The organism is Paenibacillus elgii NBRC 100335, from assembly GCF_004000865.1.
GTDB lineage: Bacteria > Bacillota > Bacilli > Paenibacillales > NBRC-103111 > Paenibacillus_G > Paenibacillus_G elgii.
Map to the genome: position 1 here is coordinate 99016 of NZ_BIMB01000021.1, position 16300 is coordinate 115315.

The window sequence follows — 16300 nt, forward strand, 5'->3', positions numbered from 1 at the left end:
TTCATGTCACGATTTTTTCATCTTTGTCTGCCATAATGCTTTAAAAGCAGGCAAACTATGCAAGAAAGGCTGGACGGAATGGAGCGGAAACACAATTTCTTTTATATTCAAGCGGCCCGCGGCGTTGCCGTTCTGCTGGTGATGCTGTTTCACGCTTCACAAACGGGCCAGCATTATTTCGGATACAATTATCTCGGGATCAGCGAAATGGGACGTTCGGGAGCCTATACGTTTTTTTTCGCTTTAACCGGTTATTTAATGTTTACGCTATATCGCGATCAATTCGGAAGGACGGAGCTGTTCGGAACGTTTCTGCTGAAACGGTTCTACCGTATTTATCCGTTATACTGGCTCGTGACGGCTGCCGTCGTCCCAATCTATTTTTTGGTGCCGTCGTTCGGCTTCGGTTATGAGCGTAATCCCGGGGTCATTTTTAAATCGATGCTGCTGTGGCCGCAGGCTAATCCGCCGATTCTGGAGGTCGCTTGGTCGCTGACGTACGTCGTATGGTTTTATCTGATGTTCTCGCTAGTATTTCTCTTGAAGGAAAAAACCGTCGCCGCGATCTATTCGGGGTGGCTGACGATCATTGCCCTGAACGAGATCGGGTGGATTCAGGTGAAGTCAGGGCTGCTGGAGCAATTTTTGTTTAATGAGGCGCATTTGGAGTTTTTCGCCGGGATGCTCGTCGCCTATCTCGTCCGCAAGCGTTCCCTCGGCCACAGCCTATGGTGGATCGCAGGGGGCGGAGCGGTCTACGCGATTCTCTGGGTACTGCGGTTCGAGCAGGCCGGTCTGCGGTATACGGATCTGCTGCATACGTTCGGGTCGGCGTTGGTGCTGGTCGGGGTAACGACGTGGAAAGGCCCGGTGTACCGCTCGCTGAAGCCGCTCGCGCTGTGCGGGAACGCCTCCTATTCGATCCTGCTCGCCAGTCTGCCGATGATGTCGGTTACCTTCAAGCTGGCGCGGGCCGCACATGCGGTGGAGCGGATCGGGCCGGCGCTCACGGTCACGCTTTGCTTCCTGTCGGGACTGCTCCTGTGCCTCGCGGTGTACCGCTGGGTTGAAAGACCGCTAAACGCGTTGACCAAGAAAGCCGTTCAAGCACGGAGCCGCCGCAAAGCCCAAGAAGCCTATTCGCGTGCCATGTAGATTCGAAAAGCCGTATTCCATAAGAGGAGGGAACCTCCTGCTTGCGGAATACGGCTTTTTAGGTTCTCACAACCACGCCGGGGGCGGCTTTCGGCGATGGCTAAGTTATTCCAGCGCATGGTCTGCCGGAGTATACCCGCCCGACCATGCTTTGCGCGACGTCCAGTCCGCCGCTTCGTCCTGCCAGAATGGGCGATCCGGAGAAAGCCCGAGCGGCAGGAAACCGGTGGCGCACAAGTACAAGCTGCCGGTGGAAATGTACGGTTCGCCAATTTCCGGCTGATGCCCGCAAAAGCCGATCGTCAGCCAGCCGCCCGCATCGAACGTGCCCGGCGCTTCGATCATGCGGCGCATCACCGCGGTCAGCGCACAGCGCACCTGGGCCGGCGCGACATCGTCGGGCAACTGCTCGCGCAGCGCCATCTGGGCCAGCAACTGGAACGCACCGAAGCGGTAAGCGAGCGAACGTCCGACAACGGGAAACGTTCCTTCCGGCGAGATGGACCGTTCCTGCACGGCGGCGTAACGCACCGCCCTCCGCTGGACGCGCTCCCGCAGACCCGCCCATTCGGGATAGCGGTCGCCGACCGTCTCCAGTAGATCGAGCAGCATCGGCTGAATGACGAAGCTGTTGTAGTAGTCCGTATGGTAATGAGGTCCGTCACCGTACATACCGTCGCCGAGATACCACTGCTCATGCTGCTTCAGCGCATAATCGACCCGCATCGGGTCCCACGTGTCGTCCCCGATCACGCAGAGCGCCGCTTCGATCATGGCCGCGAACAGCAGCCAGTTGTTGAACCACGGCTTCCGGGAGCGGGTCGCCCTCAGCGCTTCCTTCACGTTCGCCTTAACGCGGTCGTCCAGCCCGCTCCACAACGCCGTCGGCGCCCGCAGAATCGCATGGGCCAGAAAAGCCGCATCCACGATCGGCTGGTAGCCGTCCGAGAAGTTCATCCGGTCCGGCGACTGCGGATCGGTTGCCGCATCCATCGCCAGCTGCGCCAGCCGGACATACTCCCCGCGCAGCTCTCCTTCCGCTCCCGTCCGCGGGCCGTGCTCCAGCCACGGCGCAATGCCTGCGAGCAGCCGGCCGTACGCCTCCAGATATGTGTACAGCTCCCGGTCGTCCAGCTTCGCCTCCACCGGCATCCGCTCTTTCAGCTTGCGCTGCGCCAGCGCTTCGAGCACCGGCTTCGCGATGCGCTGCATCGTTTGCAGCCAGTAGTCCCGGTCATCGGCATGAGTCGTCACGTTCGATCTTCCTCTCGTTTGATGTTTATTCCGTAAGCGCCCGTTACATCAAGCCGGACCTCGACTTGTACTCGCCGGGCGTGACACCGATGTATTTTTTGAACACCTTGGAGAAGTATGTCCGGTCCGAATACCCGCAGCGCAGCGCGACGACCTCGATGGAATCCTTTGTCTTCTCCAGCAGGTCGGCGGCGATCTTCATCTTGTATCGGTGAACGTAGTCCGTGAAATTTTCGCCGGAGAGCTTCTTAAAGTACCGTGAAAAATAGCTTGGGTTCAAATACAAATGTGTCGCAATATCGATCGAGGTGATCGTCTCCGCCAAATGCTGCGCAATGTACTGGTCGATGGTCTGCAGCTTCGGCTCCTTGCTCGCCTGCGGCTCCCCGAGCCGTCGGCCGTTCATGATCTGCCGCAGCTTCAGCCCCATCAGCCCAAGCGCGTCGCCGAGCGTCAGCGTCTGCTGCAGACAGGCGTACAGCGTCTCGCCGCTGAACGCCCGGTACTGGAGCTCAACGAGCCGCAGCCTGTCCGCACACTGATGCACGAACGACGCCGGTTCCGGCTGCAGCTCCAGCGCCGACCGCCGAATGCCCGCCAGCGCTTTCTCCAGCAGCGCCTCATCGTGATCCCGGACCGCCTGCGACAATTCGGCGTACTCCTGCTCGAACCCCCCGGCTCCCGGATGATACGCTTGCGGCAAGCCGGCCGCGGGCAGCACGGTCACCGGATGCTCGGTGTAGAAAGCGACGTAGCGCTCTGCCGCCATGCGGCGATGGGCTGCGCCAATCTCCGTAACCACCAGTTTGTCGGCACTGGAGCTGGCGAAGAACGTCGTGCCTACGCCGAGAAATTCTTTGCATTTGGCTTGAAGCTTCGCCAGAAAGGTCAGCAGATGCTCCTGCGCGTTCCATTTCAAGGAAGGCCGGTAATTGAGCAGCACGGCCAGCCCTTCGCCGTCGTTGAAGGTCGTGATGCCTTCGAACTCGCCCGCCAGCTCGGCTGCAATGTTCGCGACGCCGTAACGGATCAGCGGCAGGTCCTTGTGCGCATAGCGCGAGAGCACATCGTAATACGACACATAACCGAGCGCCAGCAGAAACGACGGCTTGTCCCAGACGAGGCCAAGCCGCGCGGCGGAATCGGTCAAATAAGCGGCATCTCCGCCGCGTAGCAGCTGCTTGAAAAAAGAATCCCGAAGCACATTGGCATGCCGGCTCCAATCCTCGCGGTACGTCAGCTGCTCCGTCTGCGCTTTCGCCGCGCGAAGGAGCCTCACGGATTTCTCCAAGCTTTGCGCCAACTGGTCAGCCGTCAGTTCGTCCTTGATCAGGTAATCGTCGACGCTCAGCTTAAGTGCCTTTTGCGCATAGTGGAAGTCTTCATGGCACGTTAAAAAAATAACCCGCACCTCCGGCCGCCGCCGCAGCATTTCCGAAGCCAGCTCCAGCCCGTCCATTTGAGGCAGGCCGATATCCGACACGACGAGGTCCGGCCGGAGCTCATCGAACAGCCGTAGCGCCTTGACGCTGGAGTACGTATCCGCGACGATTTGCAGGTCGAGCGCGTTCCAATCGATCAGCTGCTTCAAATATTTCAGCATCGGCACATCGTCGTCGATGATCAGGACTTTGTACATGACTATCCTCTCCCGTTGTCCATTGTCGCTCGTCAGGCTCGCATATTCAAAATAACGATTAAGCCCCCGGAAGGATTCGCCCGAAGCTTCATCGTCGCATCCGGCCCGTACGTCAGCCGAAGCCGCTGCAGCACGTTGATCAATCCGACCCGCCGGTACGTCTGCGGCTTGTCCGTCTCGGGCCCCTCCAGCATCCGGCTCAGCGCCTCCCGCTCCTCGTCCGGCATCCCCTCGCCGTTATCCGTCACCCGAATCTCGAGGCGCGAATCCAGCCGCTCGGCCTCGATGTCGATTTTTGCATCGTCCAGCTTCTCGACAAACCCGTGCAGCAGCGCATTTTCGACGATCGGCTGCAGCAGCAGCTTCGGAACCTCGAATTCGGCCGCTTCGGGAGCCAAAGTTACCTTCAACTCGACGTGTAGCTCGTTACGCAAACGCATAATGTCCATATAATGCTCAAGCAGCTTGCATTCCGCGGCCAAGGAGGTCGGTTCGTTCACCTTCATGTACGCCCGCAGCAGACTCATCAGCGAATCGATCTGGCGGCTGTGCCGAAGGTCGCCGCCCAGAATCAGGCTGCATTTGATCGAATTGAGCGTATTGATCAAAAAATGCGGCCGGATTTGCGCAAACAGTGCCTGCAGCTCGATCACTCGCTTCTGCTCCTGCTCCTGCTCGATGTTCGTAATGAGCTGCTCGATCTCGTCGAGCATCCGGTTCCACGTCTGTCCGAGCTGCGCAATCTCGTCCTTGCCCTTGCCCTGAAACCGGATCAGCCGGTTCCCTTGGCTGAATTGCTTGGCCATGAAGTCCAGCTTCTGGATCGGCCGGTGCAGCCGCTTCGCCAGCAGCAGCGACACGATAAAGAACAGCGCAAAAAACGGAACGACGAACAGTATGGCGATATAAAAGATTTTATAAATTTGCCCGGTCACTTCTTGGTCGGACGTCTCGTAGATCATTTTCCAGCCGGTCTTGGACAGCACTGCTTCGCTCCGCAGCGTTTGGTCGGACGCACTTCCGCCGCCGAAACGAACCGAAGCGTCTCCCGCGATAAGCCGCCCTTCCTCATCATAAAGCGCAAAGGTGCCGGAGGCCGCCTGCCGGAACAGCTTCTCGAAATACGGGTTCGTAATGCCGATGTACAGCGTAGCCAAATAAGCATTGTCCGCCGGGTCCCGGATCACTCTGGCCGCGTAATAAACGGGCTCGCCCTTGCCCCCCTCGGTTTGGACGCGGCTCAGCCACTGAAGCCGCTTCGGCGTATCGAGGTCGACCTGAGACCGAAGCTGCTCCCAGTGCTGCCTGAACGGAGCCAGCTGATCGGGATCGCTGGACGGGATGATGAAGCCCTTGCCGTTGACCAGAAACATCCGGATGTCCGTATTGAGCGTCTTCGCAAGCACCAGACCAAAAAAGTCCTGAATGTGCTGCTGTCTCTGGTAATCGGCGAAGCTGCCGATTTGCTGGGTATCGGTGAAGCTGCGAAGCTGAGCCCTCGCGCTCGGGTCTTGTATGAAAAAATTCGACGCATACGTCAGATCGTCGATCGTCTTCGTAATATCCTTCGCCATCACGTCGACGACCGACTGGTTGGTCAGGCGAATTTTGTCCATTACCGCATCCCGTGTCATGGATAGCAAAAATACCGACACGATGACGATCGGCAGCAAAATGAGAATCAGAAACGAGAGCTGAATACGCCGGTAGTAGGAAAATTGAAACATGCTGTTCATGGTGTCAGAAGCTCCCCTCTCTTTCCTGTCCCCATTGTATCACCGGTCCCGCATAGACCCAAGTATTTGCTTCGCCCAGCTAAAATAAAGGAACCGATCTGCCGCTATCCTGTGCAATCTCAATCGGCAGAACTGAATAGAGGAACACACGTTTGTTATCCATGTCGAATTTGATTCGGTACTCCTCATTTTCTGCCTATAACGCATCCAGGATGCTTTATTCCTTCTTTACGGCCCGATCCATGGCGATTAACGTATCTGCGATGCGCTATTTTTACCCCAAGACCTTCGACTGACCGGGCCCGGAAAAGCTTTGCTTTCCAACGCCCGGTACGTCCCGGCGCAAAGAAAGGACGCCCTGCGGCGCCCCTTTCCTTGATTACTTTTTGCTGTTCTCTTTGATGACTTTGTTTGCTTGCTCAACCATTTGCTTCTGAGCGTCCTCGGCAGACTTGCCGTCCAGAATGAACGAGCTGAAGCCGTCTTCGAGCACTTTCTTCAGCTGCGGCGCATACGGCGCAACAACCTCGGACGGAGCCGGCGCATGAATGCGTTTGTCGAACAGCGCTTTGTCAAGCGAGTCGGTGTTGAAGAGATCTTTGCTTTTCGCGATTGTGCCTTCGATGATCTTCTTGTCGTCGGCTTTCTTCCAGCCGGACAATTCCTTCTTCGCATCCGACGTATTCGTCGTTACGAAACGGATGAACTGATACGCTTCTTCTTTATACTTCGAACCGGCAGCGACGGAAATGAACTGTCCGCCGATGCTCGTTTGACCGAGCTCCGCATCTTTCGAAGAGCGCGGCACCGGCGCGAACGCCACTTTGAAGTTATGCGGGTACTTCGTCACGTCGGCCGAGTCGGCAACCATCCAGCTGCCGGTCACGAGCATGGCCGCTTTTTCGTTGAAGAACTCCGTCCGGTACGCCAGCTTCGCGCCTACAACGTCGGCGAACGGTGTCGTGGACTTGTCTTCTTTCTCCATCGCGCGGCGGAGATTGAAGAACGACAACATCGACGGATCGTCGAATTGGGTCGTGCCGTCTTCCTTAAGGAACGGATTCCGCTTCTCGTTGAACAAAATCGGGTTGGCGTAATCGCCCCAGTTATGGAAGTAAGCGCCATACCGTTTATTGTTGCCTTCGCCTTTGGTCAGCTTCTTCGCATATTCGCGGAAGTCGTCCCAGGTCCAGCCGACCTCCGGCACCGGCAGGTTCGCTTCGTCGAGCGCCTTCTGGTTCAGCAGAACGATCCAGTTGCTGCGCTGGTACATGGCGGCGTAGTTTTTGCCTTTGTACTTCGGATTGACGTAATATTCGTCCTCCGGCTTCACGTTCTCTTTAGCGTACATATCGTCCAGAGGAGCCAACACGCCTTGCGCCGCGCGGGCCAGCGTCTCGTCGATGCTTGGGAACAGTACCAAGTCGATCTGCTCGCCGGAGGACATCGTTACGTCCAGCTTCTTGAGCGTCTCTACCGAGTTGCCCGGCACGAGCGGCACGGACTCGACTTTGATGTTCGGATATTTCGCTTGGAACTGGTCGATAAGCGCCTTCGTCGTCGCGCCCATAACCTCATTGTCCCAGTTGTAATATTTCAGCGTCACGTTCTTCTGTCCGCCTTCGCCGGACGCTTCCTGCTTCTCCGCCCCTTGGCCGCAGCCGCTCAGTACGGAAACCGCAAGTACCGCCCCGCTCAACAGCAACGCGCTTGTTTTCTTCATGTGAACTCCCCCTCGGGTCATGATGATGTAGGTCTCTATAGCTGCATTCTAATGCTTTCACGCCCAAAACGATGTGTCTAATTTTTGCCTGTCCCGTGCAATATTTTGACCTTTATCCTTTTACCCCGCCCAGCGAGATGCCGTTAATGACCTGCTTCTGCAGCACAACGAAGATAATCAGCAGCGGCAGGATCGCAGATAGCGAAGCCATCATGATCACCGCGTAGTTGTCGGCGAATTCGTCCTTGAACATTTGCATCCCCAGCGGAATCGTATACAGCCCTTTGTTGATCAAGAAAATCAGCGGCGTCTGGTAATCGTTCCACGTCCAGATGAACTTGATGATGCCGACCGTCGCCAGAATCGGCTTACAGAGCGGCAGGATGATGCTCCAATACGTTTTGAAATAGCCTGCGCCGTCGATTCTGGCCGCCTCGATAAAATCACTGTGAATCCCCATCATAAACTGCCGAAGCAAAAACGTGAAGTAGATGGAGAACATGCCCATCAGAACCATGCCCGCGTGCGTGTTGTACAGATGAAGCCATTTCATCAAAAGATAGCGCGGCACAAGCGTCGCCTGCTCGGGAATGACCATGAACGTCAGCAGCATGCCGAAGGCGAGATCCCGGCCCTTGAAGCGCAGCTTCGTGAACGCAAACGCCGCCATGGACGAGAAGAAAATGGTGCAGGCCGTCATGATTAGCGCCAGCTTGAGCGAATTTAAGTAAAAGAGGTAAAACGGTACCTTGCCCAGCCAAACCTCTTGGAAGTTGCCGATAAAGTTCCAATCCTTCGGAATCCAGCGGATCGGAAACTCCATGACGTCCTTCTCGAACTTCGACGCGGCCGAGATCATCCAGATCAGCGGAACCAGGAACAATACGGAGAACGCTCCGAGAAGGATCGTCAGGAGCCATTTGGTGAGATCGAATTTTCGTACTGGCATACCCTTCTACTCCTCTCTAGTAATGTACTTTGCGCTTCTGGAGCTGCCAAGTGGCCAGCGTCGCCAGTCCGACAATCGCGAACAGGAGCCAGGAAATCGCGGAAGCGTAGCCCATCTTGAAGTTGCGGAAGCCTTCCTCGTAGATCCGGAAGACGATAACCGTCGAAGAGTCGTTCGGTCCCCCGCCGGTCATAAAGGCGACAAGGTCAAACACCTTGAACGACGACATCAGAAGCGTGATGAACAAAAAGGACGTCGTCGGCCCAAGCAGCGGCAGCGTAATCTTCGTAAACTTATGCCAAGGCGAGGCACCGTCGATGCTGGCCGCTTCGTACATTTCTTCGGGAATGTTCGTCAGGCCCGCCAAGTAAATGACAATCTGGTAGCCGATGCCGGCCCAGATCGCAATAATAATGATCGAGAGCAGCGAGTAGTTCGAATCCGCTAGCCATTTGGGCGGGTCCGTGATGCCGAGGCTGATCAGAAACTGGTTGATCGGCCCTTTCGAAGGATGGTACAGCGCGCTCCATACCGCACCAAGCGCGACGAGCGACGAAATGTACGGAATGAAAAAAGCGACCTTAAAATAGCTTTTCCCGTAAACGCGCGAATGAATAAGCACGGCGAGAATCAAGGCGAGCAGCATGCCGACCGGCACCGTGAGCAGCGTGTAAATCAAGTTGTTTTTAAGCGCCATCAGCACTTTCTCGTCATCGAAGAGCTTCGCGAAGTTCTCGAGTCCGACGAATTTAATGGAAGAAATACCTCCGACCAGATTCCAATCGCTGAAGCTGAGATATAGCGAGAACACGACCGGAAATACGTAAAGCAGCACGATCCCGACAAATTCGGGAGCCAGAAACAGCCAACCGACCAGCGCCTCCTTTTTGGAATTGTTCCATTTGGATTTGGCCGCAGCGCCCGCCGTCCGGTTCGAAAGCTTGTTTGTCTCCATCGTTATCACCCCTGTAAGTGAACAATACTATTGTTGATTCTTACTATATAAGAGGCTCCTCCCCCGCGCTGCGGACGATTCTGACCGAGTTGTGCAAAATTTTTACCATGCCGGCAGATTGGAAGGAGGCGGGGCGAGCGGTTTTATTCGGCGTCGGGCATAGCAAAAAGGACAATCCGGGTTGAATCCCAACCTGAATTGTCCTCTTCGGGGTATATTCATAATTTCCGTTCATGCCGTGTGGATAATGTAGCAGACGGGTACTTACTTGTTGCCCTTTTTTACTTCTTCCAGGGTGATGACATTCGCTTCGATCAGCGGAGTGATCTCCACACTAAAATTCATGCCGTTGATGATAAGCTTCAATTTATACTCCTTTTCATTGATCACGATTGTTGCCTCGTCGCCTGTTGCCCCGCCTCTGGTACCTTTATATTTTTTATCCAGGGCATCCAGCAAGTCTCTGAGATCAACCCAAGCCGCACCGTCCGCTTTACTTGCGGCTTCATTCGATTTTTTTACGGATTCCTCCGCTTTCCCCGTGTCTTTCTTTACGTCCGCATCAACTTTTTTTACGGTTTCTGTGGCCGGTTGTTCGCCCTTGGCGGGAGGTGTGTAGGTCGTACCCGCCACATTGGTGAGTTCAATCGTTTGGGTATCCTCTTTATACGACACGGTGTATCCGGTTAATTTCCCTACCTCGCGAACCGGCAAATAAGTCGTACCATCATACACAAGCGGAGTCGTTTCCAATGGAGTGTCCACACCGTTGATTTTGAAGTTGAACTTGGCAAAGACCGCCTTGATTTCTTTGCCGATATCTTCCGCCGCAAATGCCGTTGCCGCCGAACCAAGCATCATTCCCACGGTAAGACCGACTATGAGTTTTTTCATTCTAGTAAACTCCTCTCCAAATGTGGAATAATTTTCATATAAGTAAGACGGAAGTTGTACGACAAATGTTTCACTTTTTTCTATTATTTTTCATTTTGCCAACGAGCCCGGATTCCGTGTAAGATAGTCGTAAATACTATTATTAAAGGAGGGGTGACTGTGACGTTCGGAGCCCGCGTATTGAAAACGGGGATTGCGGTTACCCTGGCACTGTATATTAGCGTACTGGTCGGTTTCACGCCCCCCGTCATCGCCGGAGTCGCTGCGATTTTTGCCATGCAGCCGTCTATTTACCGGTCGTGGCGTTATTTTCTCGAACAGCTGCAAACGAATACACTCGGGGCCGTACTGGCTTTGGTCGCCGGTATGATTTTCTCGAACGACCCGGTCGCGGTCGGTATTGTTTGTATCCTTGCCATTATGATCTGTCTGAAACTCAAAATGGAAGAAACCGTCGGGCTGACACTGGTGACCGTCATCGCCGTCATGGAAGCGTCCGGGCAGTGGGATTTCGCGCTTAATCGGTTCTTGCTCAGCTTAATCGGGATCGGCTCCGCTTTTTTGATCAACATTACGTTTTTCCCTCCCCGTCCCAGGGTACAGTTCGTGAAGCAGATCGAATCGATTTTCTTCAAAATGTCTCTGCTGCTGCGCACGGTCATTTCGGACGAAATCAAGGAAAGCGTATTCCGCGACGAAAAGCAGGCGCTCGAGGGAGCCCTCAAGTCGCTGACGGATAAGTACACCCTGTTCGAAGAAGAACTGCATAAGCTCAAGCGCGCCAGATTCAGCGAGGCCCGTCATTTGGTCGTCTACAAGCAAATGCTGCACACGCTGCATAAAGGGATGGCTGTGCTGGCAGCGGTGGAGGAGCATTATTTTCAAGCGAACCGCACTGCGGAGATCGACCGGGAATTCGACCGCCATCTGGAGAAGCTGATCAAGTTCCACGAGCACGTGCTCTTGAAATTCGAGAATAAGCTGAAAGAGAACATTTCCGAAGCCGCAGTTATCGAAGTGGAGAACGATGGTTTCCTGAAGAGCCTCATAATCCGGTACGTCGATGCCAGCGACGGCGACCTGCGCCTCTCGATCGTAGCCGCGGCCATGTATGACTACGGTTACCAAACCGGCAGGCTGAACAAGCTGGTCGAGCAGTTCGACCGCGGCGCGGAGGATAAGGAGAACGAGCTGCTGGAATCCGTGTCGGCGTGGATCAGTAAGAAATAGGGGGAACGGCCCTTTTGCAGACGATGCGCTGCGAGAGGGCTTTTGCATCAAGTAACCGTGCGGGATGAAATGTGAGGTGACGACCTATGTCCGTACTTGCCGGACGATTGCGGCACTTAAAGGAAGATAAAGGCTGGTCCCAAACCTATGTAGCCGAACGATTAGGTATCAAACGCAGCAGCACTTACGCCAATTGGGAGTACGGGATACGTGATCCGGATACCGAAACGTTGGTCAAGCTTGCACAAATCTTTGAAGTGACCACAGATTATTTAACCGGAGCATCGGACCATGTCCAGTTTCCGGCATTAGATGAGCTGGATCGGAAACTATTTCAAGCGATTCGCATCTTAAGCGATGAAGATAAGGAATACGTGCTAGGATTCATACAACGGATAAAAAATAAGTAACGACATGACTGACATAATAAAAACCAGGATGCGCTGTGACGCACACTCCTGGTTTTTGCTTACCCATGCGTAGAACTACCTTATCAAAACCCTTTCCCCCCGATCGGCCGGACCTTTACGCCGCCGGCTTCCGCGATCAAATGCCGGCACCGCCCGATGAGCTCACGCACTTTTTCGTTCTTCAGCGACGCGGCATGCGCCTCCTGGCTTTCCCACAGCTCCGTAATCCATAAGACGTCTGGCTCGTCTTCGGCCTCATGCAGAATATAATAGATGCAGCCTTCCATATCGTTCAGCATATCGGCTTCCAGCATCATCTTCGCAAGCTCTTCCCGTTTCCCCGGGTGGGCGGTTAACTTTCCGAACATGGCGTATTTACTCATTGTTCATCTTCCTTTCTACGTGTGTGGTTAGATAGCATCGCTTCGTAATGCGCGTATATGCGGGCGCTGGCCTCCGTCATTTTCCGGACGAGCAGCTCCGACTCGATCTGCAATGCCGTACTGTACGGCATTAGAAAACAGGGCACGTGAGTCAGCAGCATCGAGCGTTCCAAACGGAATACGGCTTCTTCAGGCCGACGCTCCACAAGCGCATGACCGAACAGCCAATGCCGGCATAGCTCGTTCAGCACCTGCTCCTTCCCTTGAATACGCACGGTCTCGAATTCTGCGGGCCCGGACGGATCGGGAAGCAGGTTGCCGAGCAGGTGATCCTTGGCGGAAAACCCCACCGGACGCTCGAAGCGTCCCTCGGTCTCTCTCATCCCGCGTATGCGATCCACGCGAAAGCTCCGGATCTCTCCCCGGTAGCCGCAATGCCCTACCGTATACCAGCTTCCTTTCCAAAAGACAATGCCGTAAGGGTCGAACAGCCGCGGAGGGGAGGTCTCCCCCTTGCCCCGGTCATACTCCATTTCCAGCGTCCGCCCCTGTCCGGCTGCCTCCTCCAGCACTTGCAGATAGGCCTGACCCCTGCCGTCGGCGGGCGGATAAATGACCGACAAGCCGCCGCCATGGCGCTCAAGCAGGTCCAACTGCTTCTCGTTCGCATAGCGCTTCAGCTTGTCCACCGCCCGGGCCAAAGCATCCGAGTACGGATACCCGGCCTCCTTGGCGAAGATCGTGGCATGGATCAGCCCCTTCTGCTCCTCGGCATCGAAAACGAGCGGGGAATCGGCGAAACGGCTCAGGATGCTGTAGCCGCCGTTTGGACCGGATTCCGCGACGATAGGCACTCCACTGGCGCACAAAGAATCGATGCAGCGGTAGACTGTCCGCACATGGATCTCCAGCTCGTCCGCCAGCTGCTTGGCTGTCATCCGCTTGCCCGAGCGAAGCATCCAGAGGATCGATAACATGTTGTCCGCTTTCGTCATGGTCCAAACCTTCTTTCCCGCAATCGTCTGGAATCGATTCTTTTGTACGCCGGTCAGTCCAAAGGCGCCTTTCCCTTATCCACCCAAGTGTCGTAAGTCGGACCGTAGATTTCAGGGGGACGCAATCCAGCCTGCCTCATCAGCACCGTCATCTGGCCCCGGTGGTGGGCCTGGTGCATAAGGAAATACCGCAAAGCAGCGCTGATCGGCCATTTCCCTCCCCCAATCGTGCGCGACTCGCGAAGCGTGTCATCGGTCCATTGCGTCGTTACGGCTTCGAGCAAAGCCTGATTGATGCGCCGGTACTCCTCGGCGATGCCTTCCGCCGATTCCGGAGCTTTCGCGCCTTCGCTCACTCCCTTGAAATCAAGACCCAACGAGGTCATAAAATCAATCGACGTGACCAGATGCCAAGCCAGCGCTCCCAACGTGCGGCGATCGGCGTCAATCCTCCGTTGTAACGACTCGTCGGTCAGTCCGCTCAAAACCTGAGCGGTCAATTCCGCCTCCTTCTCCCACTCCGTTGCAAAATTCGTTATCGTCGTAAACATGCCCATTCCTCCCAGGATCTTTTTTCATCCTCATTATGAGTATAATTTCAGATCCCTGACAGAAACGGTCAGTCATTCTGATGAGCCATTCATTCTTTTTCGGACGGCAGTTTTCCCGTTAAGCCTGCATCGCTTTCGCCAGTGCGGCCAATTTATTCATCGTATTCCAGTTGCGCGTGGTTACCGTATCGCCCAGCTTGTTCAAATGCTTCGCCAGCTTGGAATCCAGTATGCTTTGACGGAACAAGAAGTAAATCTCGCGCCCGTGGATGTGGTACTCATCGTTATCGCGTTCACTGGCAGACAATAGGTCGACCACCTTCTGCGGCGTCACTTCGGTCAAGACGGAAACGTGGATGCTCTCGCCTTCCGCCAAGGGGATATCCGTATATGGACAATTCGCAATGATTCGCTCTAGCTCCTCGGCCGTTCTTAAGACAACGGTGATCGAAATGCCAAAAACCGCTCTAATCTCCTCTTCGATCCGCTGGCGCAGCGTCTCCGGGCTCTCTTCCGATTCGAATAGGACATTGCCACTTTGAATATACGTTTGGACCCGATGCAGGCCCATCGTTTCCAGTGTGCGTTTCAATTCGGCCATCTTGATCTTATTGTGTCCGCTCACGTTAATTCCCCGCAGCAGCGCAATATAAATAGTCATTCTGCCACCTCTTATTATTGATCGGATCGTGCTTTGCCGCGAATTTTCTATTCTTAGTATACCTTCGCCCCTCCCTTTTGAATATGTGTTTTTCATAGGTCGGAGCGATAGGTTGTCCATGACGGACCGCAGCTAGTACGGTATTGTTTTTTCGCGGGGATCCAATTTTTGGTATACTATCTTTGAGAGAGTCATTAAACGGAACAGCGCGAGGTGTATGATGAAGGCCCGGAAATAGCGACAGGTAAACCACGAAATGGAGGAGAAAAACATGAACTACCAATTGGAAAGAGTCGACAGCGAATCGGACGAATACGGGTTCGTTCGGAATCAACTGATAGCCTACAATCTCAAGAACGTGGACGCTTCCTACGATTTCATCAACTTCATTGTAAAAAACGAAAACCATGAGATCATCGGCGGACTGCTTAGCCGTCAGTTCGGTGAAGGTATTTTTGTTGAAATGCTGTGGGTAGATGAAGGCTCGCGTAAATTGGGACTGGGTTCGCGCTTGCTTGAAGAGATCGAACAAGCCGGAAGGCAGCAGGACGTAAAACTCATTTATTTGGACACCTTCAGCTTCCAGGCTCCGGATTTCTATAAAAAGAATGGCTTCGAGGTGTTCGGGACTCTGGAGGATTTTCCGGTCCAGGGGTGCACGAAATACTTTTTGAAGAAGACTCTGTAGCAGGTAACGGAGAATGGTGAAATTCGACCTGATATCGGACATCCATTTGGACTTTTGGGTGGAGCATTCGGGCAATTTGACGAAAATGAACCGGCAGTTGGACGCTTTTCTTCAGCTGCTTTTGCCTGCCTCTCCCTCAAGCACCCTAGTCATCGCCGGCGATCTCGGACATTTCAATAAACAGAATGCGATGATGCTTACGAGGCTCAGGGAGCACTACCATCATATCATCATCGCAGCAGGCAACCACGACTATTATTTGGTATCGAAATCCATTAAAAATAAATACAAAAAGAACTCGTTCCACCGATGGGCCGAAATGAAGCGGCTCCTTGACCCGCTGCCGGACGTGCATATCCTGGATGGAAATTCGATCGAGATCGACGGGATTCGGTTCGGCGGCTGCGGCATGTGGTACGATTTCCAGTATGGTCTCCAAGTATTAAAGGCTGATGAGGATCAGATCTACGACCATTGGAAAACCATTTCGAACGATTCCGCGTTAATCGAAGGAAGACCGAGCTTTTATTATTTTGACGGCTCGGAGTACTTTGGGCACATTCACAACAAGATATGGTGCTTCGGGCATGTACACAGCCGGATGGATTACACCAGCCATGGCTGCCGGTTTATTAATGCTTCGCTCTAGGTGGGTTAAAAAGAAGCCCTTGAGAAAGAATCCTCAAGGGCTCGATTTATTACTATACGTGTTCTTGATAGGTATACGATTCAATGAATCGTCCAAAAGCGGGAATTGTCTTGGAAACATACCAATTTATATCAGTAATACATGAACCATCTACATTTTGTAACACTATACGATTTATGCTTAAGCTAATAGTAATTTTATTTATTTTGGGGGTTCAAAAGAAAATCTCCTCCAACTCCACTTTCTCCCCAAATTAGAGTTACACCGATAATCTCCCCATTTTGTTCTTTTTCTTCAACAATTTCGATCAAATTAACTTTTTTAATTTCATCCTGTTGCCAATCAAAATCATCTTTACAGGCAAATAGGAACCTCTGACATCTTCCAGCCCATAAACAACGGATAATCCTTTTTTCGTATGCTTCTTC

The 16300-nt window shown here is 53.9% G+C and carries 17 protein-coding genes; 5 read left to right on the forward strand and 12 right to left on the reverse strand.

Annotated elements, in window-relative coordinates:
• Positions 1 to 57 precede the first annotated feature (57 nt).
• Entirely contained in the window at positions 58 to 1155 is a 1098-nt protein-coding gene (locus tag PEL01S_RS17410) for an acyltransferase family protein (protein WP_127461199.1), read from the forward strand.
• A gap of 105 nt (positions 1156 to 1260) precedes the next feature.
• Here PEL01S_RS17410 and PEL01S_RS17415 read toward each other — a convergent pair whose 3' ends face one another.
• From PEL01S_RS17415 to PEL01S_RS17445, 7 genes are all read right to left on the reverse strand, one after another.
• Positions 1261 to 2409 carry a DUF2264 domain-containing protein gene (locus tag PEL01S_RS17415; protein WP_255320119.1) on the reverse strand — a complete coding sequence of 383 codons (1149 nt, stop codon included), beginning with the start codon at positions 2407 to 2409 and terminating at the stop codon, positions 1261 to 1263.
• A gap of 43 nt (positions 2410 to 2452) precedes the next feature.
• Positions 2453 to 4048, reverse strand: a complete 1596-nt coding sequence (locus PEL01S_RS17420) for a response regulator (protein WP_127461200.1) — start codon at positions 4046 to 4048, stop codon at positions 2453 to 2455.
• A 32-nt stretch (positions 4049 to 4080) separates the two neighbouring features.
• Positions 4081 to 5784, reverse strand: a complete 1704-nt coding sequence (locus PEL01S_RS17425; RefSeq protein WP_127461201.1) for a cache domain-containing sensor histidine kinase — start codon at positions 5782 to 5784, stop codon at positions 4081 to 4083.
• A 379-nt stretch (positions 5785 to 6163) separates the two neighbouring features.
• Complete coding sequence (locus PEL01S_RS17430) at positions 6164 to 7507, reverse strand: ABC transporter substrate-binding protein (protein ID WP_010493292.1); 1344 nt, start codon at positions 7505 to 7507, stop codon at positions 6164 to 6166.
• A 112-nt stretch (positions 7508 to 7619) separates the two neighbouring features.
• Positions 7620 to 8456 (reverse strand): carbohydrate ABC transporter permease, encoded by an 837-nt coding sequence (locus tag PEL01S_RS17435; protein WP_010493293.1) that lies wholly within the window; start codon positions 8454 to 8456, stop codon positions 7620 to 7622.
• 16 nt (positions 8457 to 8472) lie between these two features.
• The gene (locus tag PEL01S_RS17440; RefSeq protein WP_174806964.1) at positions 8473 to 9411 is read right to left on the reverse strand and encodes a carbohydrate ABC transporter permease; all 939 of its coding nucleotides are present in this window, start codon (positions 9409 to 9411) and stop codon (positions 8473 to 8475) included.
• Positions 9412 to 9675: 264 nt separating this feature from the next.
• Positions 9676 to 10305, reverse strand: a complete 630-nt coding sequence (locus PEL01S_RS17445; protein WP_127461202.1) for a stalk domain-containing protein — start codon at positions 10303 to 10305, stop codon at positions 9676 to 9678.
• Between the two features lie 159 nt (positions 10306 to 10464).
• Here PEL01S_RS17445 and PEL01S_RS17450 point away from each other — a divergent pair, with 159 nt between their 5' ends.
• Positions 10465 to 11535 (forward strand): FUSC family protein, encoded by a 1071-nt coding sequence (locus PEL01S_RS17450; protein WP_063182586.1) that lies wholly within the window; start codon positions 10465 to 10467, stop codon positions 11533 to 11535.
• Between the two features lie 86 nt (positions 11536 to 11621).
• A complete protein-coding gene (locus tag PEL01S_RS17455; RefSeq protein ID WP_127461203.1) occupies positions 11622 to 11945 on the forward strand; it encodes a helix-turn-helix domain-containing protein in 324 nt (107 codons plus the stop codon).
• Between the two features lie 83 nt (positions 11946 to 12028).
• Here the strand turns inward: PEL01S_RS17455 and PEL01S_RS17460 are convergent, their stop codons facing one another.
• From PEL01S_RS17460 to PEL01S_RS17475, 4 genes are all read right to left on the reverse strand, one after another.
• Positions 12029 to 12328 carry a putative quinol monooxygenase gene (locus PEL01S_RS17460; protein WP_127461204.1) on the reverse strand — a complete coding sequence of 100 codons (300 nt, stop codon included), beginning with the start codon at positions 12326 to 12328 and terminating at the stop codon, positions 12029 to 12031.
• A complete protein-coding gene (locus tag PEL01S_RS17465) occupies positions 12325 to 13323 on the reverse strand; it encodes a helix-turn-helix transcriptional regulator (RefSeq protein ID WP_127461205.1) in 999 nt (332 codons plus the stop codon). Before PEL01S_RS17465 ends, PEL01S_RS17460 begins: the two co-directional genes overlap by 4 nt.
• 53 nt (positions 13324 to 13376) lie before the next feature.
• Positions 13377 to 13874, reverse strand: coding sequence for a DinB family protein (locus tag PEL01S_RS17470; RefSeq protein ID WP_063182590.1), 498 nt, complete (start codon positions 13872 to 13874; stop codon positions 13377 to 13379).
• Positions 13875 to 13992: 118 nt separating this feature from the next.
• Complete coding sequence (locus PEL01S_RS17475; protein ID WP_063182592.1) at positions 13993 to 14535, reverse strand: DUF1697 domain-containing protein; 543 nt, start codon at positions 14533 to 14535, stop codon at positions 13993 to 13995.
• Between the two features lie 271 nt (positions 14536 to 14806).
• On the opposite strand from PEL01S_RS17475, the gene PEL01S_RS17480 reads away from it, so the two are divergent.
• Both PEL01S_RS17480 and PEL01S_RS17485 read left to right on the forward strand, forming a co-directional pair.
• The gene (locus PEL01S_RS17480) at positions 14807 to 15223 is read left to right on the forward strand and encodes a GNAT family N-acetyltransferase (RefSeq protein ID WP_127461206.1); all 417 of its coding nucleotides are present in this window, start codon (positions 14807 to 14809) and stop codon (positions 15221 to 15223) included.
• A gap of 13 nt (positions 15224 to 15236) precedes the next feature.
• A complete protein-coding gene (locus tag PEL01S_RS17485) occupies positions 15237 to 15872 on the forward strand; it encodes a metallophosphoesterase family protein (RefSeq protein WP_127461207.1) in 636 nt (211 codons plus the stop codon).
• Positions 15873 to 16069: 197 nt separating this feature from the next.
• On the opposite strand, the gene PEL01S_RS34550 is transcribed toward PEL01S_RS17485, so the two are convergent.
• On the reverse strand, positions 16070 to 16300 hold a 231-nt coding region (locus PEL01S_RS34550; protein ID WP_164824289.1), incomplete at its 5' end, for a hypothetical protein.

Excerpts from the sequence above, each read along its gene's own strand:
- PEL01S_RS17475 (WP_063182592.1), bottom strand. The coding sequence starts at position 14,535 with ATGACTATTTATATTGCGCTGCTGCGGGGAATTAACGTGAGCGGACAC.
- PEL01S_RS17445 (WP_127461202.1), bottom strand. The coding sequence starts at position 10,305 with ATGAAAAAACTCATAGTCGGTCTTACCGTGGGAATGATGCTTGGTTCG.
- PEL01S_RS17455 (WP_127461203.1), top strand. The coding sequence starts at position 11,622 with ATGTCCGTACTTGCCGGACGATTGCGGCACTTAAAGGAAGATAAAGGC.
- PEL01S_RS17485 (WP_127461207.1), top strand. The coding sequence starts at position 15,237 with ATGGTGAAATTCGACCTGATATCGGACATCCATTTGGACTTTTGGGTG.
- PEL01S_RS17480 (WP_127461206.1), top strand. The coding sequence starts at position 14,807 with ATGAACTACCAATTGGAAAGAGTCGACAGCGAATCGGACGAATACGGG.
- PEL01S_RS17465 (WP_127461205.1), bottom strand. The coding sequence starts at position 13,323 with ATGACGAAAGCGGACAACATGTTATCGATCCTCTGGATGCTTCGCTCG.
- PEL01S_RS17410 (WP_127461199.1), top strand. The coding sequence starts at position 58 with ATGCAAGAAAGGCTGGACGGAATGGAGCGGAAACACAATTTCTTTTAT.
- PEL01S_RS17460 (WP_127461204.1), bottom strand. The coding sequence starts at position 12,328 with ATGAGTAAATACGCCATGTTCGGAAAGTTAACCGCCCACCCGGGGAAA.
- PEL01S_RS17425 (WP_127461201.1), bottom strand. The coding sequence starts at position 5,784 with ATGAACAGCATGTTTCAATTTTCCTACTACCGGCGTATTCAGCTCTCG.
- PEL01S_RS17430 (WP_010493292.1), bottom strand. The coding sequence starts at position 7,507 with ATGAAGAAAACAAGCGCGTTGCTGTTGAGCGGGGCGGTACTTGCGGTT.
- PEL01S_RS17420 (WP_127461200.1), bottom strand. The coding sequence starts at position 4,048 with ATGTACAAAGTCCTGATCATCGACGACGATGTGCCGATGCTGAAATAT.
- PEL01S_RS17440 (WP_174806964.1), bottom strand. The coding sequence starts at position 9,411 with ATGGAGACAAACAAGCTTTCGAACCGGACGGCGGGCGCTGCGGCCAAA.
- PEL01S_RS17470 (WP_063182590.1), bottom strand. The coding sequence starts at position 13,874 with ATGTTTACGACGATAACGAATTTTGCAACGGAGTGGGAGAAGGAGGCG.
- PEL01S_RS17435 (WP_010493293.1), bottom strand. The coding sequence starts at position 8,456 with ATGCCAGTACGAAAATTCGATCTCACCAAATGGCTCCTGACGATCCTT.